The 20,622-nt window shown below is 66.0% G+C and carries 20 protein-coding genes; 16 read left to right on the top strand and 4 right to left on the bottom strand.

The features are described from left to right. The first annotated feature begins 83 nt into the window (after positions 1-83). The 14 genes from pdxS to JIM94_RS04395 all read left to right on the top strand — a co-directional run bounded on the left by pdxS (position 84) and on the right by JIM94_RS04395 (position 15,506). Positions 84-980, top strand: coding sequence for a pyridoxal 5'-phosphate synthase lyase subunit PdxS (gene pdxS, locus JIM94_RS04460; protein ID WP_200255110.1), 897 nt, complete (start codon positions 84-86; stop codon positions 978-980). Between the two features lie 96 nt (positions 981-1,076). Continuing rightward, entirely contained in the window at positions 1,077-1,619 is a 543-nt protein-coding gene (locus tag JIM94_RS04455) for a DUF7822 domain-containing protein (RefSeq protein WP_200255108.1), read from the top strand. A gap of 112 nt (positions 1,620-1,731) precedes the next feature. Continuing rightward, positions 1,732-2,610, top strand: coding sequence for an acyl-CoA thioesterase (locus JIM94_RS04450; protein ID WP_200255106.1), 879 nt, complete (start codon positions 1,732-1,734; stop codon positions 2,608-2,610). Continuing rightward, positions 2,610-3,209 (top strand): pyridoxal 5'-phosphate synthase glutaminase subunit PdxT, encoded by a 600-nt coding sequence (gene pdxT / locus JIM94_RS04445; RefSeq protein ID WP_200255104.1) that lies wholly within the window; start codon positions 2,610-2,612, stop codon positions 3,207-3,209. Before JIM94_RS04450 ends, pdxT begins: the two co-directional genes overlap by 1 nt. A 197-nt stretch (positions 3,210-3,406) precedes the next feature. Then, positions 3,407-4,168, top strand: a complete 762-nt coding sequence (locus tag JIM94_RS04440) for a YebC/PmpR family DNA-binding transcriptional regulator (RefSeq protein ID WP_200255102.1) — start codon at positions 3,407-3,409, stop codon at positions 4,166-4,168. Between the two features lie 171 nt (positions 4,169-4,339). Next, entirely contained in the window at positions 4,340-4,927 is a 588-nt protein-coding gene (gene ruvC / locus JIM94_RS04435) for a crossover junction endodeoxyribonuclease RuvC (protein WP_248085658.1), read from the top strand. Next, positions 4,924-5,523, top strand: a complete 600-nt coding sequence (gene ruvA, locus JIM94_RS04430; RefSeq protein ID WP_200255100.1) for a Holliday junction branch migration protein RuvA — start codon at positions 4,924-4,926, stop codon at positions 5,521-5,523. Before ruvC ends, ruvA begins: the two co-directional genes overlap by 4 nt. 58 nt (positions 5,524-5,581) lie before the next feature. Beyond that, a complete protein-coding gene (gene ruvB / locus JIM94_RS04425) occupies positions 5,582-6,679 on the top strand; it encodes a Holliday junction branch migration DNA helicase RuvB (RefSeq protein ID WP_200255098.1) in 1,098 nt (365 codons plus the stop codon). A 68-nt stretch (positions 6,680-6,747) separates the two neighbouring features. Next, the gene (gene yajC / locus JIM94_RS04420; protein ID WP_200255096.1) at positions 6,748-7,158 is read left to right on the top strand and encodes a preprotein translocase subunit YajC; all 411 of its coding nucleotides are present in this window, start codon (positions 6,748-6,750) and stop codon (positions 7,156-7,158) included. 450 nt (positions 7,159-7,608) lie between these two features. After that, positions 7,609-9,624, top strand: a complete 2,016-nt coding sequence (gene secD / locus JIM94_RS04415) for a protein translocase subunit SecD (protein ID WP_200255094.1) — start codon at positions 7,609-7,611, stop codon at positions 9,622-9,624. A gap of 3 nt (positions 9,625-9,627) precedes the next feature. Then, positions 9,628-10,746: a protein translocase subunit SecF gene (gene secF / locus JIM94_RS04410; RefSeq protein ID WP_200255092.1), complete on the top strand. Its 1,119-nt coding sequence runs from the start codon at positions 9,628-9,630 to the stop codon at positions 10,744-10,746. 280 nt (positions 10,747-11,026) lie between these two features. Further along, entirely contained in the window at positions 11,027-12,676 is a 1,650-nt protein-coding gene (locus tag JIM94_RS04405) for an ABC transporter substrate-binding protein (protein ID WP_200255090.1), read from the top strand. After that, positions 12,673-13,227, top strand: coding sequence for an adenine phosphoribosyltransferase (locus JIM94_RS04400; RefSeq protein ID WP_200255088.1), 555 nt, complete (start codon positions 12,673-12,675; stop codon positions 13,225-13,227). Before JIM94_RS04405 ends, JIM94_RS04400 begins: the two co-directional genes overlap by 4 nt. Next, entirely contained in the window at positions 13,227-15,506 is a 2,280-nt protein-coding gene (locus JIM94_RS04395) for a RelA/SpoT family protein (RefSeq protein WP_200255086.1), read from the top strand. Before JIM94_RS04400 ends, JIM94_RS04395 begins: the two co-directional genes overlap by 1 nt. A 107-nt stretch (positions 15,507-15,613) precedes the next feature. Here the strand turns inward: JIM94_RS04395 and JIM94_RS04390 are convergent, their stop codons facing one another. The 4 genes from JIM94_RS04390 to JIM94_RS04375 all read right to left on the bottom strand — a co-directional run bounded on the left by JIM94_RS04390 (position 15,614) and on the right by JIM94_RS04375 (position 18,436). Continuing rightward, positions 15,614-16,084, bottom strand: a complete 471-nt coding sequence (locus tag JIM94_RS04390; RefSeq protein WP_200255084.1) for a hypothetical protein — start codon at positions 16,082-16,084, stop codon at positions 15,614-15,616. A 224-nt stretch (positions 16,085-16,308) separates the two neighbouring features. Then, a complete protein-coding gene (locus JIM94_RS04385; RefSeq protein WP_200255082.1) occupies positions 16,309-16,686 on the bottom strand; it encodes a hypothetical protein in 378 nt (125 codons plus the stop codon). 213 nt (positions 16,687-16,899) lie between these two features. After that, positions 16,900-17,286: a hypothetical protein gene (locus tag JIM94_RS04380; RefSeq protein WP_200255080.1), complete on the bottom strand. Its 387-nt coding sequence runs from the start codon at positions 17,284-17,286 to the stop codon at positions 16,900-16,902. 292 nt (positions 17,287-17,578) lie between these two features. Continuing rightward, positions 17,579-18,436, bottom strand: coding sequence for a peptidylprolyl isomerase (locus JIM94_RS04375; RefSeq protein WP_234040011.1), 858 nt, complete (start codon positions 18,434-18,436; stop codon positions 17,579-17,581). Between the two features lie 155 nt (positions 18,437-18,591). Between JIM94_RS04375 and JIM94_RS04370 the strand changes: the two genes are divergently transcribed. Both JIM94_RS04370 and hisS read left to right on the top strand, forming a co-directional pair. Then, entirely contained in the window at positions 18,592-19,239 is a 648-nt protein-coding gene (locus tag JIM94_RS04370; protein ID WP_200255078.1) for an MBL fold metallo-hydrolase, read from the top strand. A gap of 89 nt (positions 19,240-19,328) precedes the next feature. Beyond that, positions 19,329-20,609, top strand: a complete 1,281-nt coding sequence (gene hisS, locus JIM94_RS04365; RefSeq protein WP_200255076.1) for a histidine--tRNA ligase — start codon at positions 19,329-19,331, stop codon at positions 20,607-20,609. The last annotated feature ends 13 nt before the right edge of the window (positions 20,610-20,622 follow it).

Below are 20,622 nucleotides of genomic sequence, written 5' to 3'. Positions count from 1 at the left end.
TGTGTGCCTTCACGGTCGGTCCGTTCTACTATGAGCGGGTACTTTCCAGGACCCACCGACGCACACAGGAGACGGAAGACGCAGTGAGCAACAACGAACCCACCCGAGGTACCGCCAGGGTCAAACGAGGACTCGCAGAAATGCTCAAGGGCGGCGTGATCATGGACGTCGTCACCCCGGAGCAGGCGAAGATCGCCGAAGACGCGGGCGCCACCGCCGTGATGGCACTCGAGCGTGTACCCGCCGACATCCGCGCACAGGGCGGCGTGTCCCGCATGTCCGATCCGGACATGATCGAGGGGATCATCGAGGCCGTGTCCATTCCCGTGATGGCGAAGGCCCGCATCGGACACTTCGTCGAGGCCCAGGTGCTCCAGTCCCTCGGTGTCGACTTCATCGACGAGTCCGAGGTGCTCACCCCCGCCGATTACGCCAACCACATCGACAAGTTCGGTTTCACCGTTCCGTTCGTCTGCGGTGCCACCAACCTCGGCGAAGCGCTCCGTCGCATCAATGAAGGTGCCGCCATGATCCGGTCCAAGGGCGAGGCCGGAACCGGGGACGTCTCCAACGCGGTGACCCACATGCGCACCATCCGTGCGGAGATCAAGCGTCTGTCCTCCATGGCGGAGGACGAGCTCTACGTCGCGGCCAAGGAACTCCAGGCGCCGTACGAACTCGTCCGCGAGGTCGCGGAGACGGGGACCCTTCCCGTCGTGCTGTTCACCGCCGGTGGCATCGCCACGCCCGCGGACGCCGCGATGATGATGCAGCTCGGTGCGGACGGTGTGTTCGTCGGTTCGGGGATCTTCAAGTCCGGTAATCCGGAGGAGCGGGCCCGCGCCATCGTCCAGGCCACCCAGAACTACGAGGACCCCGCGACGATCGCCAGGGTCTCCCGTGGACTCGGTGAAGCCATGGTCGGTATCAACGTCGACGAGATCCCCCAGCCGCACCGGCTCGCCGAACGCGGTTGGTGATCCCGCCCGGGGCGGGTGTGACCACCCGCCCCGGGCTCCACGCGTAGGACTACACTGGTGCCATCGCCAGTCCATTTTCAGCAGGAGGTTACATCCATGGCCAACCGCAGCTACATCTACGCCGCGACAGCAGCCGAGGGCGGTGACCGGATCCTGCTGGGCCAGCATGACGGGGGTGTCCCCCTGGTGTTCAAGATCCTGTTGAGCACCGACGCCGAACGACACGACGCGAGCGACCCGGAGACGGTCCGCATTTCGGCGGACTTCTCCGGGGGTGTGCGGAGGCTGGAGCAGTTCATCGAGGATCTCGGTCCGGGATCGGGGGCCGGGCTCGACCGTGGTGAGCTGCGCCGCAGTGCCGAGAACGCGAAAATGGTGCTGAACAGCAAGCGCCTCCGGAACTGCCGCTTCCTCGTGCTCGACTGCACCGGCGTCGCCGACGGCCCGGCGGTGGACGTCCTGCTGTCCGAGGTCCGGAACATCGACGGGACGATCGACTCGGATCCGATTCTCGTCGGGGACAGGGCGTCGAGTCTGTCGGAGCTCCTTCAGAACCAGTCCCTCGTCGCCCCCGGCGATGAAGCCGGGGTCCGGAGGGTGTCGGAGATCGGGATGACCAGCATCGGGGCCACGCGGTAGGTGGTCCGTATCCACGGGGGCCCGCCGGAAGAGGTTCCGGTGGGTCCTTCCCCGTGTCCGCCCCCTCCGGAGTGGACGTCATCCGGCAGTGTGTGAGGAGTGGTGCAACACCGTGACCAGAATCAACAGGGTCCTGGACCTGGAACAGATAGACCGGGACATCTTCCGGGGACCGGTCATCGAGTCGACGCTGCTCCGTACCTTCGGTGGACAGGTGGCCGCACAGGCGCTCGTGGCGGCGAGCCGCACCGTCGACGGGGACTTCTCCGTGCACTCTCTGCACGGATACTTCGTCGCGGGAGGAAGATCCGATGAACCCACCATTTTCCTGGTCGACCGGGTACGGGACGGCAGGAGTTTCCGCTCACGCCAGGTCAGGGCCATCCAGGACGGCGAGACACTGTTCATCATGTCGGCGTCCTTCCACCGTTCCGGCGACCTCGGGGTGGAGCACGCGGACCGGATGCCTGAGGTCCCCGGTCCGGAGAACATAGTGATGGACGTCTCCGGGATGCGGGAGTCGTTCCGCGCACTGCTCGAGGAGTGGAGTGACTTCGACATCAGGGTCGTGGATCCCGCCGACTACCCGGCGAACCCCCACGCCGCGAGTCAGCAGGTGGTCTGGCTCCGTTCCCGGGCACCCCTGCCCGAGGACGAGACCGCGCACGTGTGCACGCTGGCCTACATGTCCGACATGACCCTCCTCCAGTCGGCCCTCGTGCCGCATCCGGGTGTGGAGGTCCAGGAGGCGTCCCTCGATCACGCGATGTGGTTCCTCCGGCCGTTCCGGGCGGACGAGTGGTTGCTGTACGACCAGGTCTCTCCGTCCGCGTCCGCGGGGCGGGCATTGACGCACGGGCGCATCTTCGACCGTTCCGGCAATCTCGTGGCCGTTGTCACCCAGGAGGGGCTGACGCGTACCTTGAGACCGGGGGCCCAGTCCATCCCCCTGTCCACATCGGTCCGTAGAGAAAGGACATCACAGCGGTGATGATCGGCATTCTGGCGCTGCAGGGCGGCGTCAGGGAACATGAACAGGCACTCGACCGAATCGGTGTCGAACACCGTCAGGTCCGGCGGATCGAGCATCTCGCCGGGATCGACGGGTTGATCCTGCCCGGCGGCGAGTCGACCACGATGTCGAAGCTGCTCGAACTCGGCGGTCTCCTGGAACCGGTTCGTGAACTCCTGTCCGGCGGAATGCCGGTCTACGGGACCTGCGCCGGGATGATCCTGCTGGCCGCGGAGGTCCTCGACACCCGTGCGGACGCCCACAGCTTCGGTGTCCTCGATGTCACCGTCAGGCGAAACGCCTTCGGGAGGCAGGTCGATTCCTTCGAGACCGACCTCGACTTCTCGGGTATAGATGATCCGGTTCACGCCGTGTTCATCCGCGCACCGTGGGTGGAACGGGTCGGTGCCGGTGTCGAGGTTCTGGCCACGGTGCCGGATGGCCCGGCCGAGGGCGCCGTCGTGGCGGTCCGGTCGGGGAACGTGCTGGCGACGTCCTTCCATCCGGAGTGCACGGGGGACACGAGGGTGCACGAGCTGTTCCGGGACATGGTCGCCGCCGGCCCCGGCGAGTCCTGAGAATCCGGAGAGCCGGGGGTGCGGTGGGGTCGGACCGACCTCAGCGTATAATCGGGACGCAATCCAACGACGTACTTCAGTGGTACCGCCGTGTCATCGATGACAGCGGAGGGAGCGGGTGGGAATCCGCCCCGTCGTCCGTGGTCCGGAGTACCGGGCACCGGACGGGTGGTACCGCGCCGAGGAAAGGGTAGACGATGTCCGGCCACTCCAAATGGGCGACCACCAAGCACAAGAAGGCCGCCAATGACGCGAAGCGCGGCAAGGAATTCGCCAAGCTCATCAAGAACATCGAGGTGGCGGCCCGTACCGGCGGCGGTGATCCGTCCGCGAACCCGACCCTCGACGACATGATCAAGAAGGCCAAGAAGGCCTCGGTCCCCAACGACAACATCGAGCGTGCCCGTAAGCGTGGTTCCGGTGAGGAAGCCGGTGGCGCGGACTGGCAGACCATCATGTACGAGGGCTACGGACCGAACGGTGTCGCCGTACTCATCGAGTGTCTGACGGACAACCGGAACCGCGCGGCCACCGAGGTGCGTACCCGCATGACCAAGAACGGTGGTTCGATGGCTGACTCGGGTGCCGTCAGCTACCTGTTCAGCCGGAAAGGCGTCGTGACCGTCGGTGCCGAGGGACGGACCGAGGACGACATCCTCATGGCTGTCCTGGAGGCCGGCGTGGATGCCGAGGAGGTGGGCCGGGTCGGTGAGGTCTTCGAGATCGTCTCCGCACCGGGAGACATCCCGGCCGTGAAGGATGCGCTCACGGAGGCGGAGATTCCCGTCGAGGACTCCGACAGCGACTTCCGTGCGTCCGTCGAGGTTCCCCTGGAGGCGGCCGATGCACGGCGCATCTTCAAGCTCATCGACGCCCTCGAGGACTCGGACGACGTCCAGAACGTCTACACGAACATGGATCTGTCCGATGAGGTACTCGCTGAGCTCGAGGAGGACTGAGCCCGTTCGGAGCAGCGGCCGCCGGTGGCACCGGCCGCACACCCGGGGTTAGAATGTCTGTGCTAATCTGGGGGCGTGTCCGGCGAACCCCGACTCCGGGAAACCTCCCGCCCGGACACCGGAGCTGTCTCCGTACACGGTGACGTCACGGCGGAAGGATCGGTGCCAGGGGTGAATCTAGAGGGTCTGCGGGTGATGGGGATCGATCCCGGTCTCACCCGCTGCGGCCTCTCCGTCGTTCAGGCGGGGAGAGGGCGTGCGGTTCTCCCGGTCGCGGTCGGGGTCGTCCGCACACCGTCCGGTGACGATCTCGCTCTGCGTCTGCTCCGGTTGTCGCGTGCCGTGGGGGAGTGGATGGATGAGTACCGGCCTGATGTGGTCGCCGTCGAACGTGTCTTTGAACGCGGTAACGTCTCCACGGTGATGCACACGGCACATGCCGTGGGGGTCCTGATCCTCGCCGCCGCTGAACGTGGGGTGCCGGTGCACATGTACACCCCGAGTGAGGTGAAGAAGGCGGTCTCCGGGAACGGCAGGGCCGACAAGAAGCAGATGACCGCGATGATCACCCGGATCCTCGGTCTCTCCGAACCCCCCAAACCCGCTGATGCGGCGGATGCCCTCGCGCTGGCGGTCTGCCACTGCTGGCGGGCGCCGATGCTCTTCCGGCAGCGTGCCGGTCTCATCGACGGACGTGTCTCCGCGGCGAAACGCCGGACGCCGTCACCGGACAACCACGACAGGAGTTTTCCCTCATGATCGCTTCACTGCACGGGGAAGTCATCGACATCGGTCTCAATACGGCGGTCATCGAGTGCGCGGGCGTCGGATACGTCTTCACCGCCACTCCCCGTACCCTGGCCACGCTGCGTCGTGGTGAATCCTCCCGGGTCCTCACCACCCTCGTCGTCCGGGAGGACGCGATGAGTCTCTACGGTTTCACGGATGCCACGAGCCGGGAGATGTTCACGCTCCTCCAGAGCGTGTCGGGGCTCGGTCCTCGACTGGCGCTCGCGGCCCAGTCCGTTTTCTCCGCCGCTGAACTCGCCGCCGCCATCGGCGGCGGCGACGCGAAGAGTCTGCAGCGTATTCCCGGTGTCGGTAAACGCATGGCTGAACGTATGATCGTCGATCTGAAGGACAAGGTCGGCGCCTACGCGGGTGAGACCGCTCCGGAGGTCGCGCCGGTGGTCGTGGGGTCGGTCGTCCCGGAACAGGTCGTCGAGGCTCTCGTCGGACTGGGATTCCCCGAACGTACCGCGTCGGCCGCGGTCGCCGCGGTCTCCGGGGATGATCCCGGTCTCGATACCGCCGGTGCGCTCCGTGCCGCCCTCGCGCGGCTGGGACGTGGCTGATGCGGTGCAATGAGACGGCGGCCGGTCGGATGTTTTCCGGACGGGTGGGGTGAGCGGAGTGTCCGACATCGAGAAAACGGAGTTCCAGCTTCCCGACGGCACCCGCCCGGGACAGGGGAGGGGGGTCGATGCGCCGGTCACCCCTCACCGCCAACCGGCGGACGGTGACGTCGAGACGACCCTCAGGCCACGGTCGCTCGACGAGTTCATCGGGCAACAGAAGGTCAGGAACCAACTCGATCTCGTCCTGACCGGTGCCCGCAGGAGAGGGGTCGCCCCCGATCACGTCCTGCTGTCGGGTCCCCCCGGCCTGGGGAAGACGACGATGGCGATGATCATCGCGCAGGAACTGGGTACCTCGCTCCGGATGACGTCCGGTCCCGCCCTCGAACGGGCCGGGGATCTCGCGGCCATGCTCTCCAACCTGATGGAGGGGGACGTGCTGTTCATCGACGAGATCCACCGGATGGCCCGCCCCGCCGAGGAGATGCTCTACATGGCGATGGAGGACTTCCGTATCGACGTCATCGTGGGGAAGGGGCCCGGTGCCACCTCGATTCCGTTGGAGCTGGCACCGTTCACCCTCGTCGGTGCGACGACCCGTGCCGGTATGCTCACCGGGCCGTTGCGGGACAGGTTCGGATTCACCGCACAGATGGAGTTCTACGGTACCGCCGATCTCACCCGGGTCGTCACCCGTGCGGCGCGGATCCTCGGGGTGGCCGTGGACGCGGATGCCGCGGGAGAGATCGCGTCCCGGTCGCGGGGTACGCCGCGTATCGCCAACAGGCTGCTCCGGCGGGTCCGCGACTTCGCGGAGGTTCACGGTGACGGACGCATAGACATCGCCTCGGCACGGGCCGCACTCGTCGTCTTCGACGTCGACGCCATGGGGCTGGACCGCATCGACCGGGCCGTCCTGGACGCGCTGATCCGTGGACACGGGGGTGGACCAGTCGGTCTGAATACGTTGGCCGTCGCCGTCGGCGAGGAACCGGCGACGGTCGAGGAGGTCTGCGAACCCTATCTCGTCCGTGCGGGAATGATCGCCCGCACCGGCAGGGGCAGGGTCGCGACCGTCGCCGCATGGCGTCACCTCGGACTCACACCGCCCGAGGGGACACCCGGGGTGGAACCCGGCTCTCTACGGGGGTGACCACCCGGGCGGTCCCGGTGGGCCGGGGGAGTGCGGCGGGCCGGTACGTCTCTGGCATAGTGGGACGCATGGAAAGTCTTTTGTTTATCGCTCTCATCGCCGCCATCTTCATCATCCCCACCGCCATCCAGGCGCGTCGTCAGCGTCGTCGCATGGATGAGATCCAGGAGATGCAGAACTCCCTGCGTTCCGGTGACCGGGTCGTGACCACGTCGGGCGTCCACGGTGTCGTCCGTGGAATGACGGACGAACTCGTCGACCTGGAGGTGTCCGTGGGGGTCACGATGACCTGGGAACGGAGTGCGGTGATCCGCAAGGTCGAGGCCCCTCGGACGCCCCGCACCGACGAAGGGAACGGTGAGCGGTTCTGGGAGGACGAGGACATCGAGTCGGTCGACACCGGAACGACCGAGCGGTCCGTGCCGGAGTCTGATCCGGGCACCGGGACGGATGGTGCCACCACCGACCCCCGCCAGTGACACTGAACACACCGTGAGGGCGTCCGAACCACGTCCGACGGTGTGCACGGTGCCCCCCCACGCAGCCGTCGTTCCACGTCATCGGTACGGCGGCGCGCCCCACGGTCCACCACCCGAACGTCACGCAGGGAACGGGGGTAGCCCTCGAGCTGCCGTGATGCCGTACTATGACCGTGACACCCGGCAGCCGTTCCGCACGCCCCGCACCGCGCGGCGTGCGGGGCGGCCGCCGGAAACCGCATCGGGCCACACCACACTCACCGTGGCCCCTGCGACACCCGGGCTCTGTCCCGGACACCTGAATCAGACCCCGGGCACAGGTGACCACCGCCGACGTAGAGGACGCGGAGCGGATCACCCGTGCCAGACCACCGATCAGCATTCCCCGGCGCCACCCCGTTGAAGGACGGTAAGGTGCGCCGGCGAGCTGAGACACAAGGAGACACTCCATTGGCTTCGCAATCTGGGCGCAGACGCGTCGGTCAGAAGAATTGGCCGGTGATCGCGCTCGCCCTCTACCTGGTGATCCTGATCTTCGTCTACTCGCTGGTCCTGCTGACCGGCGATCATTCGGCGAAGCCCCGCCTCGGAATTGATCTCCAGGGCGGGACCAGGGTCACGCTCGTCCCACAGGGGGAGGAACCCACGAAGGACCAGCTCGACCAGGCACGGAACATCCTCCAGAACCGTGTCAACGGTATGGGCGTGTCCGGTGCCGAGGTCGTGACGGACGGAAACACTCTGGTCATCACGGTCCCCGGGGAAGACACCTCGCAGGCCCGTGCGCTGGGGCAGACGTCACAGCTGCTGTTCCGTCCGGTTTCGGAACCCGGCCAGCCGGACCCCGAGAAACTGCTCACCGAGCAGACGGGGATGGCGGACCGCTGGGTTTCGCTCGGAGTGATCTCACCCGATGAGGCGCAGACCGCCGTCAATGAACTGACGGAGCAGCTCAACCTCAACGCCGAGCAGCAGGCGAAGGCGCTCGCCGACATCAGGTCCCAGACCGGTGCGGAGGGTGAGGAAGGAGCCGGAGACACGACCGAAACCACGGAACCAGAGGTGGACGTCGAGAAGATCGAGGCCCCGACCGTCACGGCGACCGCGCCTGATGCACCGGCCAACTCGATCGAGGCGGCGGAGAGACGCGCTGAGGTGACCTCCATGCTCCGGGAGGACCGGCAGTCCGAGGATCCGACGAAGCAGCTCGCTGCGGCATCGCTTCTCGTCTGCAACGAGGAACTGGACCCCATCGCCGGAACCGACGACCCCGCGAAACCGCTCGTCGCCTGTGACGTGGAGTCGGGTGCCAAGTACATTCTCGGTCCGTCACCGTTGCTCGTCGGCGAGACCGACCCGGTCGAGGGACTGCGGTTGAGCGGAAACGAGATCGACACCAACCGTCCCATCAACGGCGGCCTGAACCCGCAGACCGGGCAGATGGAGATCAACTTCTCCTTCAAGTCCGGCCCCGGTGAGCAGGGCGGCGCCACCTGGGCGGCCCTCACCCAGGAATACCTGAAACGCCAGGTCGCCATCACACTCGACTCCGAGGTGATCTCGGCGCCGGTCATCCAGTCTCCGACACCGGTCGGTTCCGGTACCTCCATCACCGGTTCCTTCACACAGCAGGAGGCCATGGACCTGGCGAGCAACCTCCGCTACGGTGCGCTTCCCCTCTCCTTCGCGGGGGAGAACGGTGAACGGGGCGGAACCGCGACGACCATCCCGGCGACGCTCGGTTTCGCGTCGCTGAAGGCGGGTCTCATCGCCGGTATCATCGGTCTGATCCTGGTCAGCATCTTCTGCCTGGCGTACTACCGGGTCTTCGGTTTCCTGACGGTGTTCACGCTCTTCGCCGCAGGTTCCCTCATCTACGGTTCTCTCGTGCTCCTCGGCCGGTGGATCGGCTACTCACTCGATCTCGCCGGGGTGGCCGGGCTCATCATCGGTATCGGCACCACCGCCGACTCCTTCGTCGTCTTCTACGAGAGGATCAAGGATGAGGTTCGCGACGGCCGGACGTTCCGGTCCGCGGTACCCCGGGCGTGGGAACGCGCCAAGCACACCATTCTCTCCGGTAACTTCGTCTCCCTGATCGCGGCGGTCGTGCTCTACGTCCTGGCCGTCGGAGACGTCAAGGGCTTCGCGTTCACTCTGGGCCTGACGACGGTGTTCGATCTGCTCGTGATCTTCCTGGTCACCTCGCCGCTGGTCATCCTCGCCTCCCGCAAGGCCGTCTTCGCGAATCCGCGGATCAACGGCCTGGCGAGTGTCATGAAGGTCGCGGGGGAGCGTCGGAACCGTGGTGAGTGGCTCGCCGGAGATCACGCGGACAACGCACTCGACGGTGAGACCGACGAGCAGACCACCGCACGCCTCACGGACCGGACGGACGACACACCGGCGGACCCGGCCGCCACACGACACCCCGGTTCCGGATCCGGCGAGAACGAGGAGAAGTAAAACATGAGTTCTTCCATCTTCAGACGTCTCTACACCGGTGAGGGCGGCATCGAATTCGTCGGTCGCCGCCGGGTGTGGTACTCCGTCACGGGCGTCATCCTCGTGATCTGTTTCCTCGGTATCGTCGTCCGCGGGTTCACCCTCGGCATCGACTTCGAGGGCGGTACAAAGATGAACATGCCCGCGGAGGGAATCTCCACCGAGGCCGCCGCCGAGGTCTTCACCGACGCGACCGGTGTCACCCCGCAGAAGGTCCAGATCGTCGGTGCCGGCGATTCAAGGATCCTGGAGATCAACTCCGAGCGCCTCGACGACCGGCAGATCTCCGAGGCCCGTGAGCAACTCTTCGACACGTTCCAACCGGTGGACGCCTCGGGTGAACCGAACCCCGATGTCGTGGGAGACTCGACGGTCTCCGAATCCTGGGGTTCGACGATCACCAACCGGATGCTGCTCTCGCTCGGGGTCTTCCTCGTCCTGATCTTCGGTTACATCACGGTTCGATTCGAACGGGACATGGCCGTGGCCGCCATGGCCGGCCTCTTCGTCGACGGCGTCGTCGTCGCAGGTATCTACGCCCTGATCGGCTTCGAGGTCACACCTGCGACCGTCATCGGGCTCCTGACCGTCCTCGCGTTCTCCCTCTACGACACCGTCGTCGTCTTCGACAAGGTGAAGGAGAACACCGCGGGGTTCCTGAACACCACCCGACGAACCTATGCGGAACAGGCGAACCTGGCCGTCAACCAGACGGTGATGCGCTCCATCGCCACGACCGTCATCTCGGCTCTGCCCATCGCCGCCCTCATGGTCGTCGCCGTGTGGCTCATGGGTGTCGGTACGCTCAAGGACCTCGCGCTCGTGCAGTTCATCGGTGTCATCGAGGGAACCTTCTCGTCCGTGTTCCTCGCGACCCCGATCCTCGTCACCCTGAAGAACCGGCAGCGCACGGTGCGGGAGCACAACGAACGGGTACTCGACGAAAGGCAGGGACGACGGGAATCCGGAGTTCCGCAGCGCACGGTCGACGCACCGGTTGAACGACGTACCGTTTCCACACCCGTCACACCCGTGAATCCGGGGCACGGCCCCAACGGAGCGAGCTGGCGCCCGGGCCAATAGCACCCACCGTTCAACCGCCCCTCCGGGGTCGGCCACCCGACATCTGACGTGTCCGGGTGCCGGCCCCTTTTTTCGGGCCGTCGACCGAGACCACCACCACCGGAGACCCTGCTGCCGGGATGCGGGAAACGGAACTGCCATTGCCTATACTGTGGTGAGTTCCACGTGGAGCGTCCACCCGGTTTCCGAGCCGGTGATCCGAGAAAAAAGGAAGTGCGCGTCGGACGCCACCCGCGTCCGACGCGCGGACTTCCTCGCCGACCGACAAGGATAGCCCTCAATGGCCGACGTGCTGGCCCGAACAACGGGTAGAAGTGTGCCCCGCACCGCCCGACTGTGTGCGGTGTTGTCCGCAGTGATCCTCTCCGGTGCGGCATGCACGTCCGGCTCCGGTGGGCCGGAGGAACCGTCACCGCCGCCGGAACCCGCACGTCTCACCCTCGCCACCTCGTCGCCTCTCGCCACCACGAACGCCGCCGGCCTGCTCGGTGCGTCGACGAGTGCGGACACCCTCGCCGGGCGGCTCTACCCACCGGCATTCGTCCACGGCCCCTCGGGGCAGCAGATCCCCAACCGGGACCTGGTCACCGCCCAGACGCTTCCGGGACCGGAGCCGAGGGTGGTCTACACCATCAACCCCGAGGCGACGTACTCCGACGGTGCCCCGGTCACCTGCACGGACTTCCTGCTCTCCTACAAAGCCGGTACCCTACCCGGGCTCTTCGACGCATTCCTGCCGCTCACCGCACAGGTCAAGAACCTCGAGTGCGCGGCCGGGGCACGGGAGTTCACCCTCATATTCAACGAGGGGATGGGAGCGAGATGGCGCCAGTTCTTCGGACCCGGAACCGTTCTGCCGGCACACGCCATCGCCGCGAAGGCGGGTGTGACCGAGGAGGAACTCGTCACCGCACTCGTCGCCGAGGACGTCGAGACGCTCCGGCCGGTGGCGGAGATCTGGAACACCGGCTTCAATCTCGACAACTTCGATCCCGCCCTCCAGGTCTCCTCGGGCCCCTTCACCATCGACCGGGTCGATGACGACGGAACCGTCCTGCTGCGCCGCAACGACCGGTTCAACGGTGATCCCGCGGAAGCGGATGCAGTGGTGGTGTGGCCGAAGGGGACCGACATCGGGTCACGAAGGGACGAGGTGTCGGCGATCATCGCCGATTTCACCGGGGGGACCCCGGTGGACTGGGTCCACCGGGATGAACCGGGGAACACCGAGGAGATCGAGTACGCCACGGGTGTGCGGATCGAGCAACTGGTGATCGGTGACGGCGGCGTGCTCTCCACCCCGGAAAGCCGCGCGGCGTTCGCGGCGTGTGTCGATCAGCCCGCCGTCGCCGCCGCCTCATCGCAGCTCGCCGGGCAACCGGTCCCGGCGATGGCGGTGCGGCTTTCACCTGCCGGGAGTCCAGCCACGAACCACGATCGCCCGGTCGCCGACGCCCACCTCGGTGTGGATCTGCCACGGGCGCGGCTGCTGTCCGGGTCGACGGTGCGAATCGGGTATCTCGGACCGGACCCGAGGTTCGCCGCGATGGTCGAGGCGATCCGGGTCTCCTGTGAACCGGCGGGGATCACCGTCGTCGACGCGAGCGCGGAAGGTACCACCCTCGGAGATCTCGTCACCGCCACCCATGACGAATGGTGGAACCCCACGATCAGTGACGGAAACCTCGATGCGCTGCTCGTCGCACTCGGGCCGGAAGGGGAGTACGGATCGGTGAACGTGACCACCGATGACCTCGAGGGCTTCAGGGCCGCGGAAGAGCGCCTGTGGCAGGACATTCCGACGATTCCTCTGGCTGCGGAACCCCGTACGTTTGTGGTGGACCGCAACGTGGGTAACGTTGTGGTGAATACCGGTAATTCCGGGATCGGGTGGAACATGGACCGGTGGCAGGAGAGTGAGGGACAATGACCTACGACAACGCGCGCGAAGCACTCGCGGCGAAGATCCGTTACGTGAAGGATTTCCCGGAGGAGGGCATCCTGTTCGAGGATCTCACTCCGGTCCTCGCGGACGCCGAGGCTTTCCAGCTGGTGGTCGATGAACTCGCTGACGCCGCAGAGCGATTCGGTGCGCAGTTGATCGGTGGGCTCGACGCACGGGGATTCCTCCTCGGTTCCGCCGTCGCGTACCGCCTGGGACTCGGCATTCTCGCGATCCGGAAGAAGGGCAAGCTTCCGCCACCCGTGCACACCGAGGAATACCAGCTCGAGTACGGCACCGCCGCGCTGGAGGTGCCCGCGGGGACGGGGACGGATCTCGAGGGGATCCGCGTCGTTCTCGTCGATGATGTCCTGGCCACCGGCGGAACCCTCGTGGCTGCGCGGAAACTGCTGGAGAGCTGCGGGGCGACCGTCGCCGGCCACGCCGTCGTACTCGAGGTGCCCGGTCTGGGCGGGCGTGACCGGCTCGGTGACGGCCCGCTCGTCGTGGTCAATCAGCCGGTTGACGGTGAACGGTGATGAACCAGAACCGAAACAGCAGGCAGCAGGTCAACATGCGGAGCATGTCCGCCAGGTTGGCCCGGAGTCTCACCGGCACCCGGACGAGGGTCGACCCGGTTCTCGACCCCCTGGTGAGCATCCACCGTCGAATCCACCCGAGAGCGGACGTCGATCTGCTCCAGCACGCCTACCGGACCGCCGAGCGTCTCCACGAGGGCGTCTACCGGAAATCCGGTGACCCGTACATCACCCACCCCCTGGCTGTCGCGACGATCGCCGCTGAGATCGGCATGGATACGACGACCCTGGTGGCAGCTCTCCTGCACGACACCGTCGAGGACACCGACTACAGTCTCGGGGACCTCACCGCGGAATTCGGGGAGGAGGTCGCCCGTCTCGTCGACGGTGTGACCAAGCTGGACAAGGTCGCACTCGGCGCCGCGGCCGAGGCGGAGACCATCCGGAAGATGATCGTCGCCATGAGTCAGGATCCCCGGGTCCTGGTCATCAAGGTCGCGGACCGGCTGCACAACATGCGGACCATGCGTTTCCTGCCTCCGGAGAAGCAGGCGAAGAAGGCCCGGCAGACCCTCGAGGTCATCGCACCGCTGGCGCACCGCCTGGGTATGGCGACGATCAAATGGGAACTGGAGGACCTGTCCTTCGCGATCCTCTACCCGAAGAAGTACGACGAGATCGTCCGGCTCGTCGCCGACCGGGCCCCGTCCCGGGACCGCTACCTCGCGGAGATCATCGCGGACGTCCAGTCGACGATGCAGGAGAACTCCATCACCGCGAGCGTGATGGGCCGACCGAAACACTACTGGTCGATCTACCAGAAGATGATCGTCCGCGGTCGCGACTTCGACGAGATCTTTGATCTCGTCGGAATCCGGATCCTCGTCGACAATCTCAATGACTGCTACGCCGCCATCGGTGCGGTCCACTCCCTGTACTCGGCACTGCCCGGTCGGTTCAAGGACTACATCTCCGCGCCGAGATTCGGCGTGTACCAGTCCCTCCACACGACCGTGATGGGGCCCGGTGGCAAGGCTCTCGAGGTGCAGGTTCGCACCCATGAGATGCACTACAACGCGGAGTTCGGTATCGCCGCGCACTGGCGGTACAAGGAAACCAAGGGATCGCACTCCGGTGAACAGTCGGAGGTCGACCAGATGGCGTGGATGCGGCAGCTGCTCGACTGGCAGAAGGAGGCCGCTGACCCCAACGAGTTCCTCGATTCCCTGCGGTACGACCTCCAGGCCACACAGATCTTCGTGTTCACCCCCAAAGGGGACGTGGTCAACCTCCCCGTCGACGCCACACCCGTCGACTTCGCCTATGCCGTGCACACCGAGGTCGGGCACCGGTGCATCGGGGCGAAGGTCAACGGAAAACTCGTCGCTCTCGAATCCGCCCTGAAATCCGGTGACCGTGTCGAGGTGTTCACCTCCAAGGACCCCGGTGCCGGACCGAGTGCGGACTGGCAGAAGTTCGTCGTCTCGCCGCGTGCCAAGGCGAAGATCAGGCAGTGGTTCGCGAAGGAACGCCGAGAGGAATCACTCGAGCTGGGGCGCGACGCCCTCGCGGCCGAGGTTCAACGGGGCGGGCTCCCCATGCACCGGTTGTTCACCTCCCAGTCGATGAAGACCGTCGCGACGGAACTTCACTATCCCGACGTGGACGCGCTCTACACGGCGATCGGTGCCGGATCAGTCTCCGCCAAGCACGTGACGTCGCGGCTCATGGCGAACTTCGGGACCACGGATGAGGCGGAGGACGCCCTCGCCGCACGTACACCGTTCAGTGAGCTCGTCAGTTCGCGCAGTCACGCACCGGGCGACGGTACCGGGATCCTCGTCGAGGGAAGCCCCGACGTGATGGCGAAGCTGTCCAAGTGCTGTGGCCCGGTCCCCGGGGACGCGATCTTCGGGTTCGTCACCCGGGGTGGAGGAGTGAGCGTGCACCGCACCGACTGCACCAATTCCACGAAACTCCACCAGGAACCGGGACGCCTGATCGCGGTCTCCTGGGCGTCCGAGGAATCCGGCAGCGTGTTCGCGGCGACGCTCCAGCTGGAGGCACTGGACCGGCACGGACTGCTGTTCGAACTGACACGGGTCATCAACGAGCAACGGGTCGCCGTGACCGCCATGAACTCCTATTCGGCCGAAGACCATGTCGCGGTGTGCCGTTTCACCTTCGAGGTCTCGGACACCAAGCAACTCGGCTCGTTGATGACACAGCTGAGGAACACCGAGGGAGTCTTCGACGTCTACCGGGTGTCCACGGACTGACGACCGTCGCAACCGGTCCCGTCCGGACAAAGGAGAAAACGCCCGGCCCCGGGAAAAGGGGCCGGGCGTCGCAGGCTGCGACCGCCTCCGGGGAGGAGGGGTGCGTCCTAGCGCGGCATGTACTTCTTCGCGATCTCAGCGAGCGACGCCGCAGCGGAGACGAGGCTAACGATACCGACGACGGCCTTCACCAGCCGCATAAGCTTCGTCAGGACCATGGCGATCTTCGGTCCGGTGACCTCTTCACCGTCGAGGTTCTTGTAGACGGTCTCCTCGCTGGAACCGATGCCCGACGACAGCGGATTGTCCGAGGACCCCTCGACGGCGGTCGCGACGGGATCTGAATCCTTCGTCGTGGTGTCCTTGTCCTCCGTGTCGGAGTCATCGCCTTCGGTCGTGGCGGAGTCGTCACCGGTCTTACCGGAGCCCGCTTCGCTCGACCCCGTGGCGGTGCTTCCGGAGATCTCGGTGGATGCCGGCGCCTTCTCGTCGGCCCACGCCGGAGCGGTGAGCGACGACGCCGCGAGAGCGGCGGTGGTGGCGGCGGCGATGACGGTGGAACGGGAGAAGAGCTTCATGATGATGGGGATCCTCAGAACGGAATGGATGAACGGTTGCCACTATCAGACACGGATCAGTCACGACAGACAGTCGTGAGTGTTTCGGTTGAATAACTGTCAACACCTGACCCGCACACTACATCATCGGCGCGGACCGCGGTGTTACACGGGGAGGTCACACGACGAAGAAGGAGCGGCCCCCGGGGAACCGGGGGCCGCTCCTTCATGGATATCAGTACGCGTTACGCCTTCGGGGCGAGCTTCTGGATTGCGTTGCTGATGGAGTAGATCGCGGTGAACAGCGAGGCGACGGTGGTCAGCATCTTGACCCAGGAGCCGATCTTCTTGACGTAGTAGTCGAGCTTCGTGGTCGTCTTCTCCTTGCCGTTCTCGTCGGTGTAGGTCATCGGCTCGCTGGAGGAACCGACGGAGGAGCCGTCGGAATCGGAGCTGCCCTCGGAGCTGCCGTCGGTCAGGGTCGAGACGGAGCTCTCCGGGGACGTGGTGGTGTCGTCGTCCGCGAAAGCGGGGGCGGTGAGCGCGGAGGTGGACAGTGCAACGGTGGTCGCAGCTGCGACGAGCGCCTTGCGGGAGATCAGCTTCATGAGAATCCTTGTCATGTGAAGGGGGTAGTGTACCTGGCGATCATGATAGCTCAACCGGCGCCAAAAATCCGCAAACCCGCGCACACCACCGTGTCCGGCCGGTGGAACACGTCGACCGGGCGCCGGGGCGACGGTGGAATGACACGGCAGAAGAAAGGTGGTCACCCGATCAGGTGACCACCTTTCAGTGGGGTACATCCGTGGACTCCGGATGCTGCCGGTGATGAACTAGCCGGCGATCTTGGTGACCTTCTGGATCGCGTTGCTGATCGCGAAGAGTGCGGTGAACAGCGATGCCACGGTGGTGAGCATCTTGACCCAGCCGCTGATCTTGGAGACGTAGTAGTCGATCGTGGAGCACGGCTTCTCCTTGCCGTTCTTCATGCAGGTCTTGGTGTCGTCGGAGGAACCCTCGGAGGAACCCTCGGTGGAGGACCCCTCGGAGGAGCTGTCCTTCTCCGGCGTTCCGGTGTCGCCGTTGTCCTCGGTGGCGGTGGTGGTCGTGGCGGCGGTCGTGGTCGCCTCCTCCGCGACAGCGGGGGCGGCGAGGCCTGAGGTGGAGATCGCGACGACGGTGGCGACGGAGACGAGGGACTTGCGGGACAGCAGCTTCATGAGTGTTCCTTATTCAACGTTGACAAGCGTTCGGACTGAGATACAGCCTAACGCGGCATAAGGAAAAGTCGCCACAACCGTGCGGCAACATAGGTTCGGTTCAGGATCTTCCTGGCCGGTTGTAGGGCTTATCAAGTGCTGAGGGTTGACTGCGGGTGGGATGGGGTGCGGGAACCGGGGGTGGTCGCGCAGGAGGCCCCGGAGAGCACGAGCGCTCCGGGGCCTCCTGCGCGGTCGGGGAACCGCGTCTTTCCTCCGGCTCAGATCATCGACCGGAGCCGGTCATCCGGTCTCACCCGAGTTCAGCGGTCTCGATCCGGACCTCTTCCGCCGGGGCACCGTCGACACCGTCTCCGTCGACGCCGGCTGCGGCGATCTTGTCGAGGGTTTCCAGCCCCTGTTCGTCCACGGTGCCGAAGTAGGTGTACTGGGCCGGCAGCGTGGAATCCTCATAGTTCAGGAAAAACTGGGAACCGTTCGTCCCGGGGCCGGAGTTCGCCATGGCGATGGAGCCCCGCGGGTAGACGACCGCGGCGTTCGGATCGTCGGTGTCGTCCGTCGGGTACTCGTTCGGGAAGACGAAGCCGGGGCCGCCGGTACCTGTGCCGGTCGGATCGCCGCACTGGAGGACGTGGATGCCGGACGTGGTCAGCCGGTGGCAGATCGTGTCGTCGTAGTACTTGTAGTAGGCGAGGTGCTCGATGGCGTTGACGGTACAGGGGGAGACCGAACGATCCAGGGTCATCGGGATCGGTCCCTGGTTCGTGTTCAACGTCAGATCAACGGTGCCGGTGGCCGCGACCTCGGTCGTGTGCGTCGGTGTGTCGACCTCCCGCGCGGCGGTCTGTCCCTCGGCGTCATAGGTGCAGGAGACGGTGTCGCCCAGGGGGGTGGCGCGTTCACCGTCGAGTGTGCGGGCCTCCGCGTCCGCGGACTCGGTCTGCGCCGTCTCCCCGGAGGCGTCCAGGGTTTCGTCCCCGGAGCCTGTCTGCGTGCTCAGGAACCAGATGCCACCCACGATCAGTGCGATGACCGCGAGGGCGGCCACGGCGACAGTCAGCGGCTTCGTCTTCTCGGAGCGGTCCCGGCTCTTCAGCTCATGCTCCAGCTTCTTCATCGCTTCGGTTCGGCGGGTTCTGTTACTGGTCAACGTTATTGTCCCCTGGTCGGATCGGGTGGGCCGGCACCGCGGATACGGATGTCCGGTGGTCGTGAACTTTCCCGCCCATACTAGCCCGGGTGCTTCCCGCCACCGTATTCCCGGGTTCCGGTGGCCCGTCCGACGAAGGTCGTTAGGATGACTCCATGGAGATTCTCGGTTTCGCCGCTGGCCCCTACCAGACCAACACGTGGTTGCTCGTCGGCGACGGCCGCTGCGTCGTCATCGATCCCGGGATGCACGCCGCGCGACGTGTCGTGGAGATTCTCGACGAGCGCGACCTCACCCTCGAATCGGTCGTGCTCACCCACGGTCACATCGACCACACCCGGGACTCCGGGACACTCGCGAACCGCTTCGGTGTCCCCGTCCACATTCACCCGGATGACCGGATGATGCTGGACGATCCCTCCACCGGTGTGTCCGCGGCGTCCGTCCAACTGTTCACCGCCGATCGGATGCCGCGTCCGGCGGAGGTCGGTGAACTCACCCACGGTGCGTGCGTACGCCTGGCGGGAACGGATTTCACGGTCCGGCACGCACCGGGGCATTCACCCGGCAGCGTGCTGCTGGTCGGTGCCGGGATCTGTGTCTCCGGGGACGTTCTGTTCCGGGGGGCGGTCGGGAGAACCGACCTGCCCGCGTCGGATCCGCGTGCGATGGACCGGACACTCCGGAATGAGGTTCTCGCCCTGGACGACCGCCTCCAGGTTCTGCCCGGGCACGGCCCGGTGACCACGATGCGGGCGGAGCGCCGGTCGAACCCGTTTCTGCTTGCTCTGGGTCGGAACTGACGGATGTCCAGACTGCGGCTCCGGTGGGGCGGTGGGCGGCCGTCGGCCGGCGCACGGGGGTGGAAAGTCATCCTCTATACTCTGGAACCGTGAGCGAATCCCCGAAATTCCAGCCTTTTTCCGCCCCCAAGGGTGTCCCGGACTATGTTCCACCGGTGTCCCCCGAATTCCTCGCCGTGCGTGAGGCGTTCACCCGGCAGACCCGGCTCGCGGGCTACGAGCACATCGAGTTGCCGGTGTTCGAGGAAACGGGACTGTTCGCACGTGGCGTCGGAGAATCCACCGATGTCGTCAGCAAGGAGATGTACACCTTCGAGGACCGGGGCGGGCGATCCGTCACCCTGCGCCCCGAGGGGACCGCCGGAGTCATGCGTGCGGTGATCGAACACAATCTCGACCGGGGGCAGCTGCCCGTCAAGCTGTCCTACGCGGGCCCTTTCTTCCGTTATGAACGGCCCCAGGCCGGACGGTACCGCCAACTCCAGCAGGTCGGCGTTGAGGCGATCGGGGCTGATGATCCCGTGCTCGACGCGGAGACGGTCGCCCTGGCGGACAGGTGCTTCCGTTCCATCGGTCTGACCGGGTTCCGTCTCGAGATGACGAGCCTCGGGGACGGTGCCTGTCGGCCGGCGTACCGGGCGAAACTCCAGGATTTCCTCCTCGGACTTCCGCTGGATGAGGCGACCCGCGAACGGGCGCGGATCAATCCTCTCCGCGTGCTCGACGACAAACGGGCGGAGGTGAAGGAGATGACCGCCGACGCACCACTCATGCCGGACCACCTCTGCGCCGACTGCCGCGGACACTTCGAGACCGTCACCGGGCTGCTCGATGACATGGGCGTCGCCTACACTCCCGCGCCGCGACTGGTCCGGGGCCTCGACTACTACACGCGAACCTGCTTCGAGTTCGTCCACGACGGACTCGGTGCACAGTCCGGTATCGGAGGGGGCGGCAGATACGACGGTCTGATGGCCCAGCTCGGTGGTCAGGAACTGTCCGGTATCGGGTTCGGGCTCGGCGTCGATCGGGCGCTCCTGGCCTTGCGTGCGGAGGAACTGACCGTGTGTGACGGGGCGCGCGTGGCCGTCTACGGCGTGGCGATGGGAGAGGCGGCCCGCAGACGCATGGCTGTTGAGGTGGACCGTCTCCGGGTCGCGGGGATCAGCGCCGACATGTCCTTCGGTGAACGCGGTCTGAAAGGTGCGATGAAGGGGGCCGACCGGGCCGGGGCCCGCTTCGCCCTCGTGCTCGGTGACCGTGAGCTGGAATCGGGGACCGTGGCGGTGAAGGATCTCGCCGCCCATGAGCAGATTGATGTCCCGATCGAGGACCTGGTGGTACATCTCCAGGGTCGACTCAGCATCTGAGCCCCCTTTCCCC

It is taken from the genome of Corynebacterium pygosceleis, from assembly GCF_016595275.2.
GTDB lineage: Bacteria > Actinomycetota > Actinomycetes > Mycobacteriales > Mycobacteriaceae > Corynebacterium > Corynebacterium pygosceleis.
This window is presented reverse-complemented; position numbering and strand designations above follow the sequence as displayed.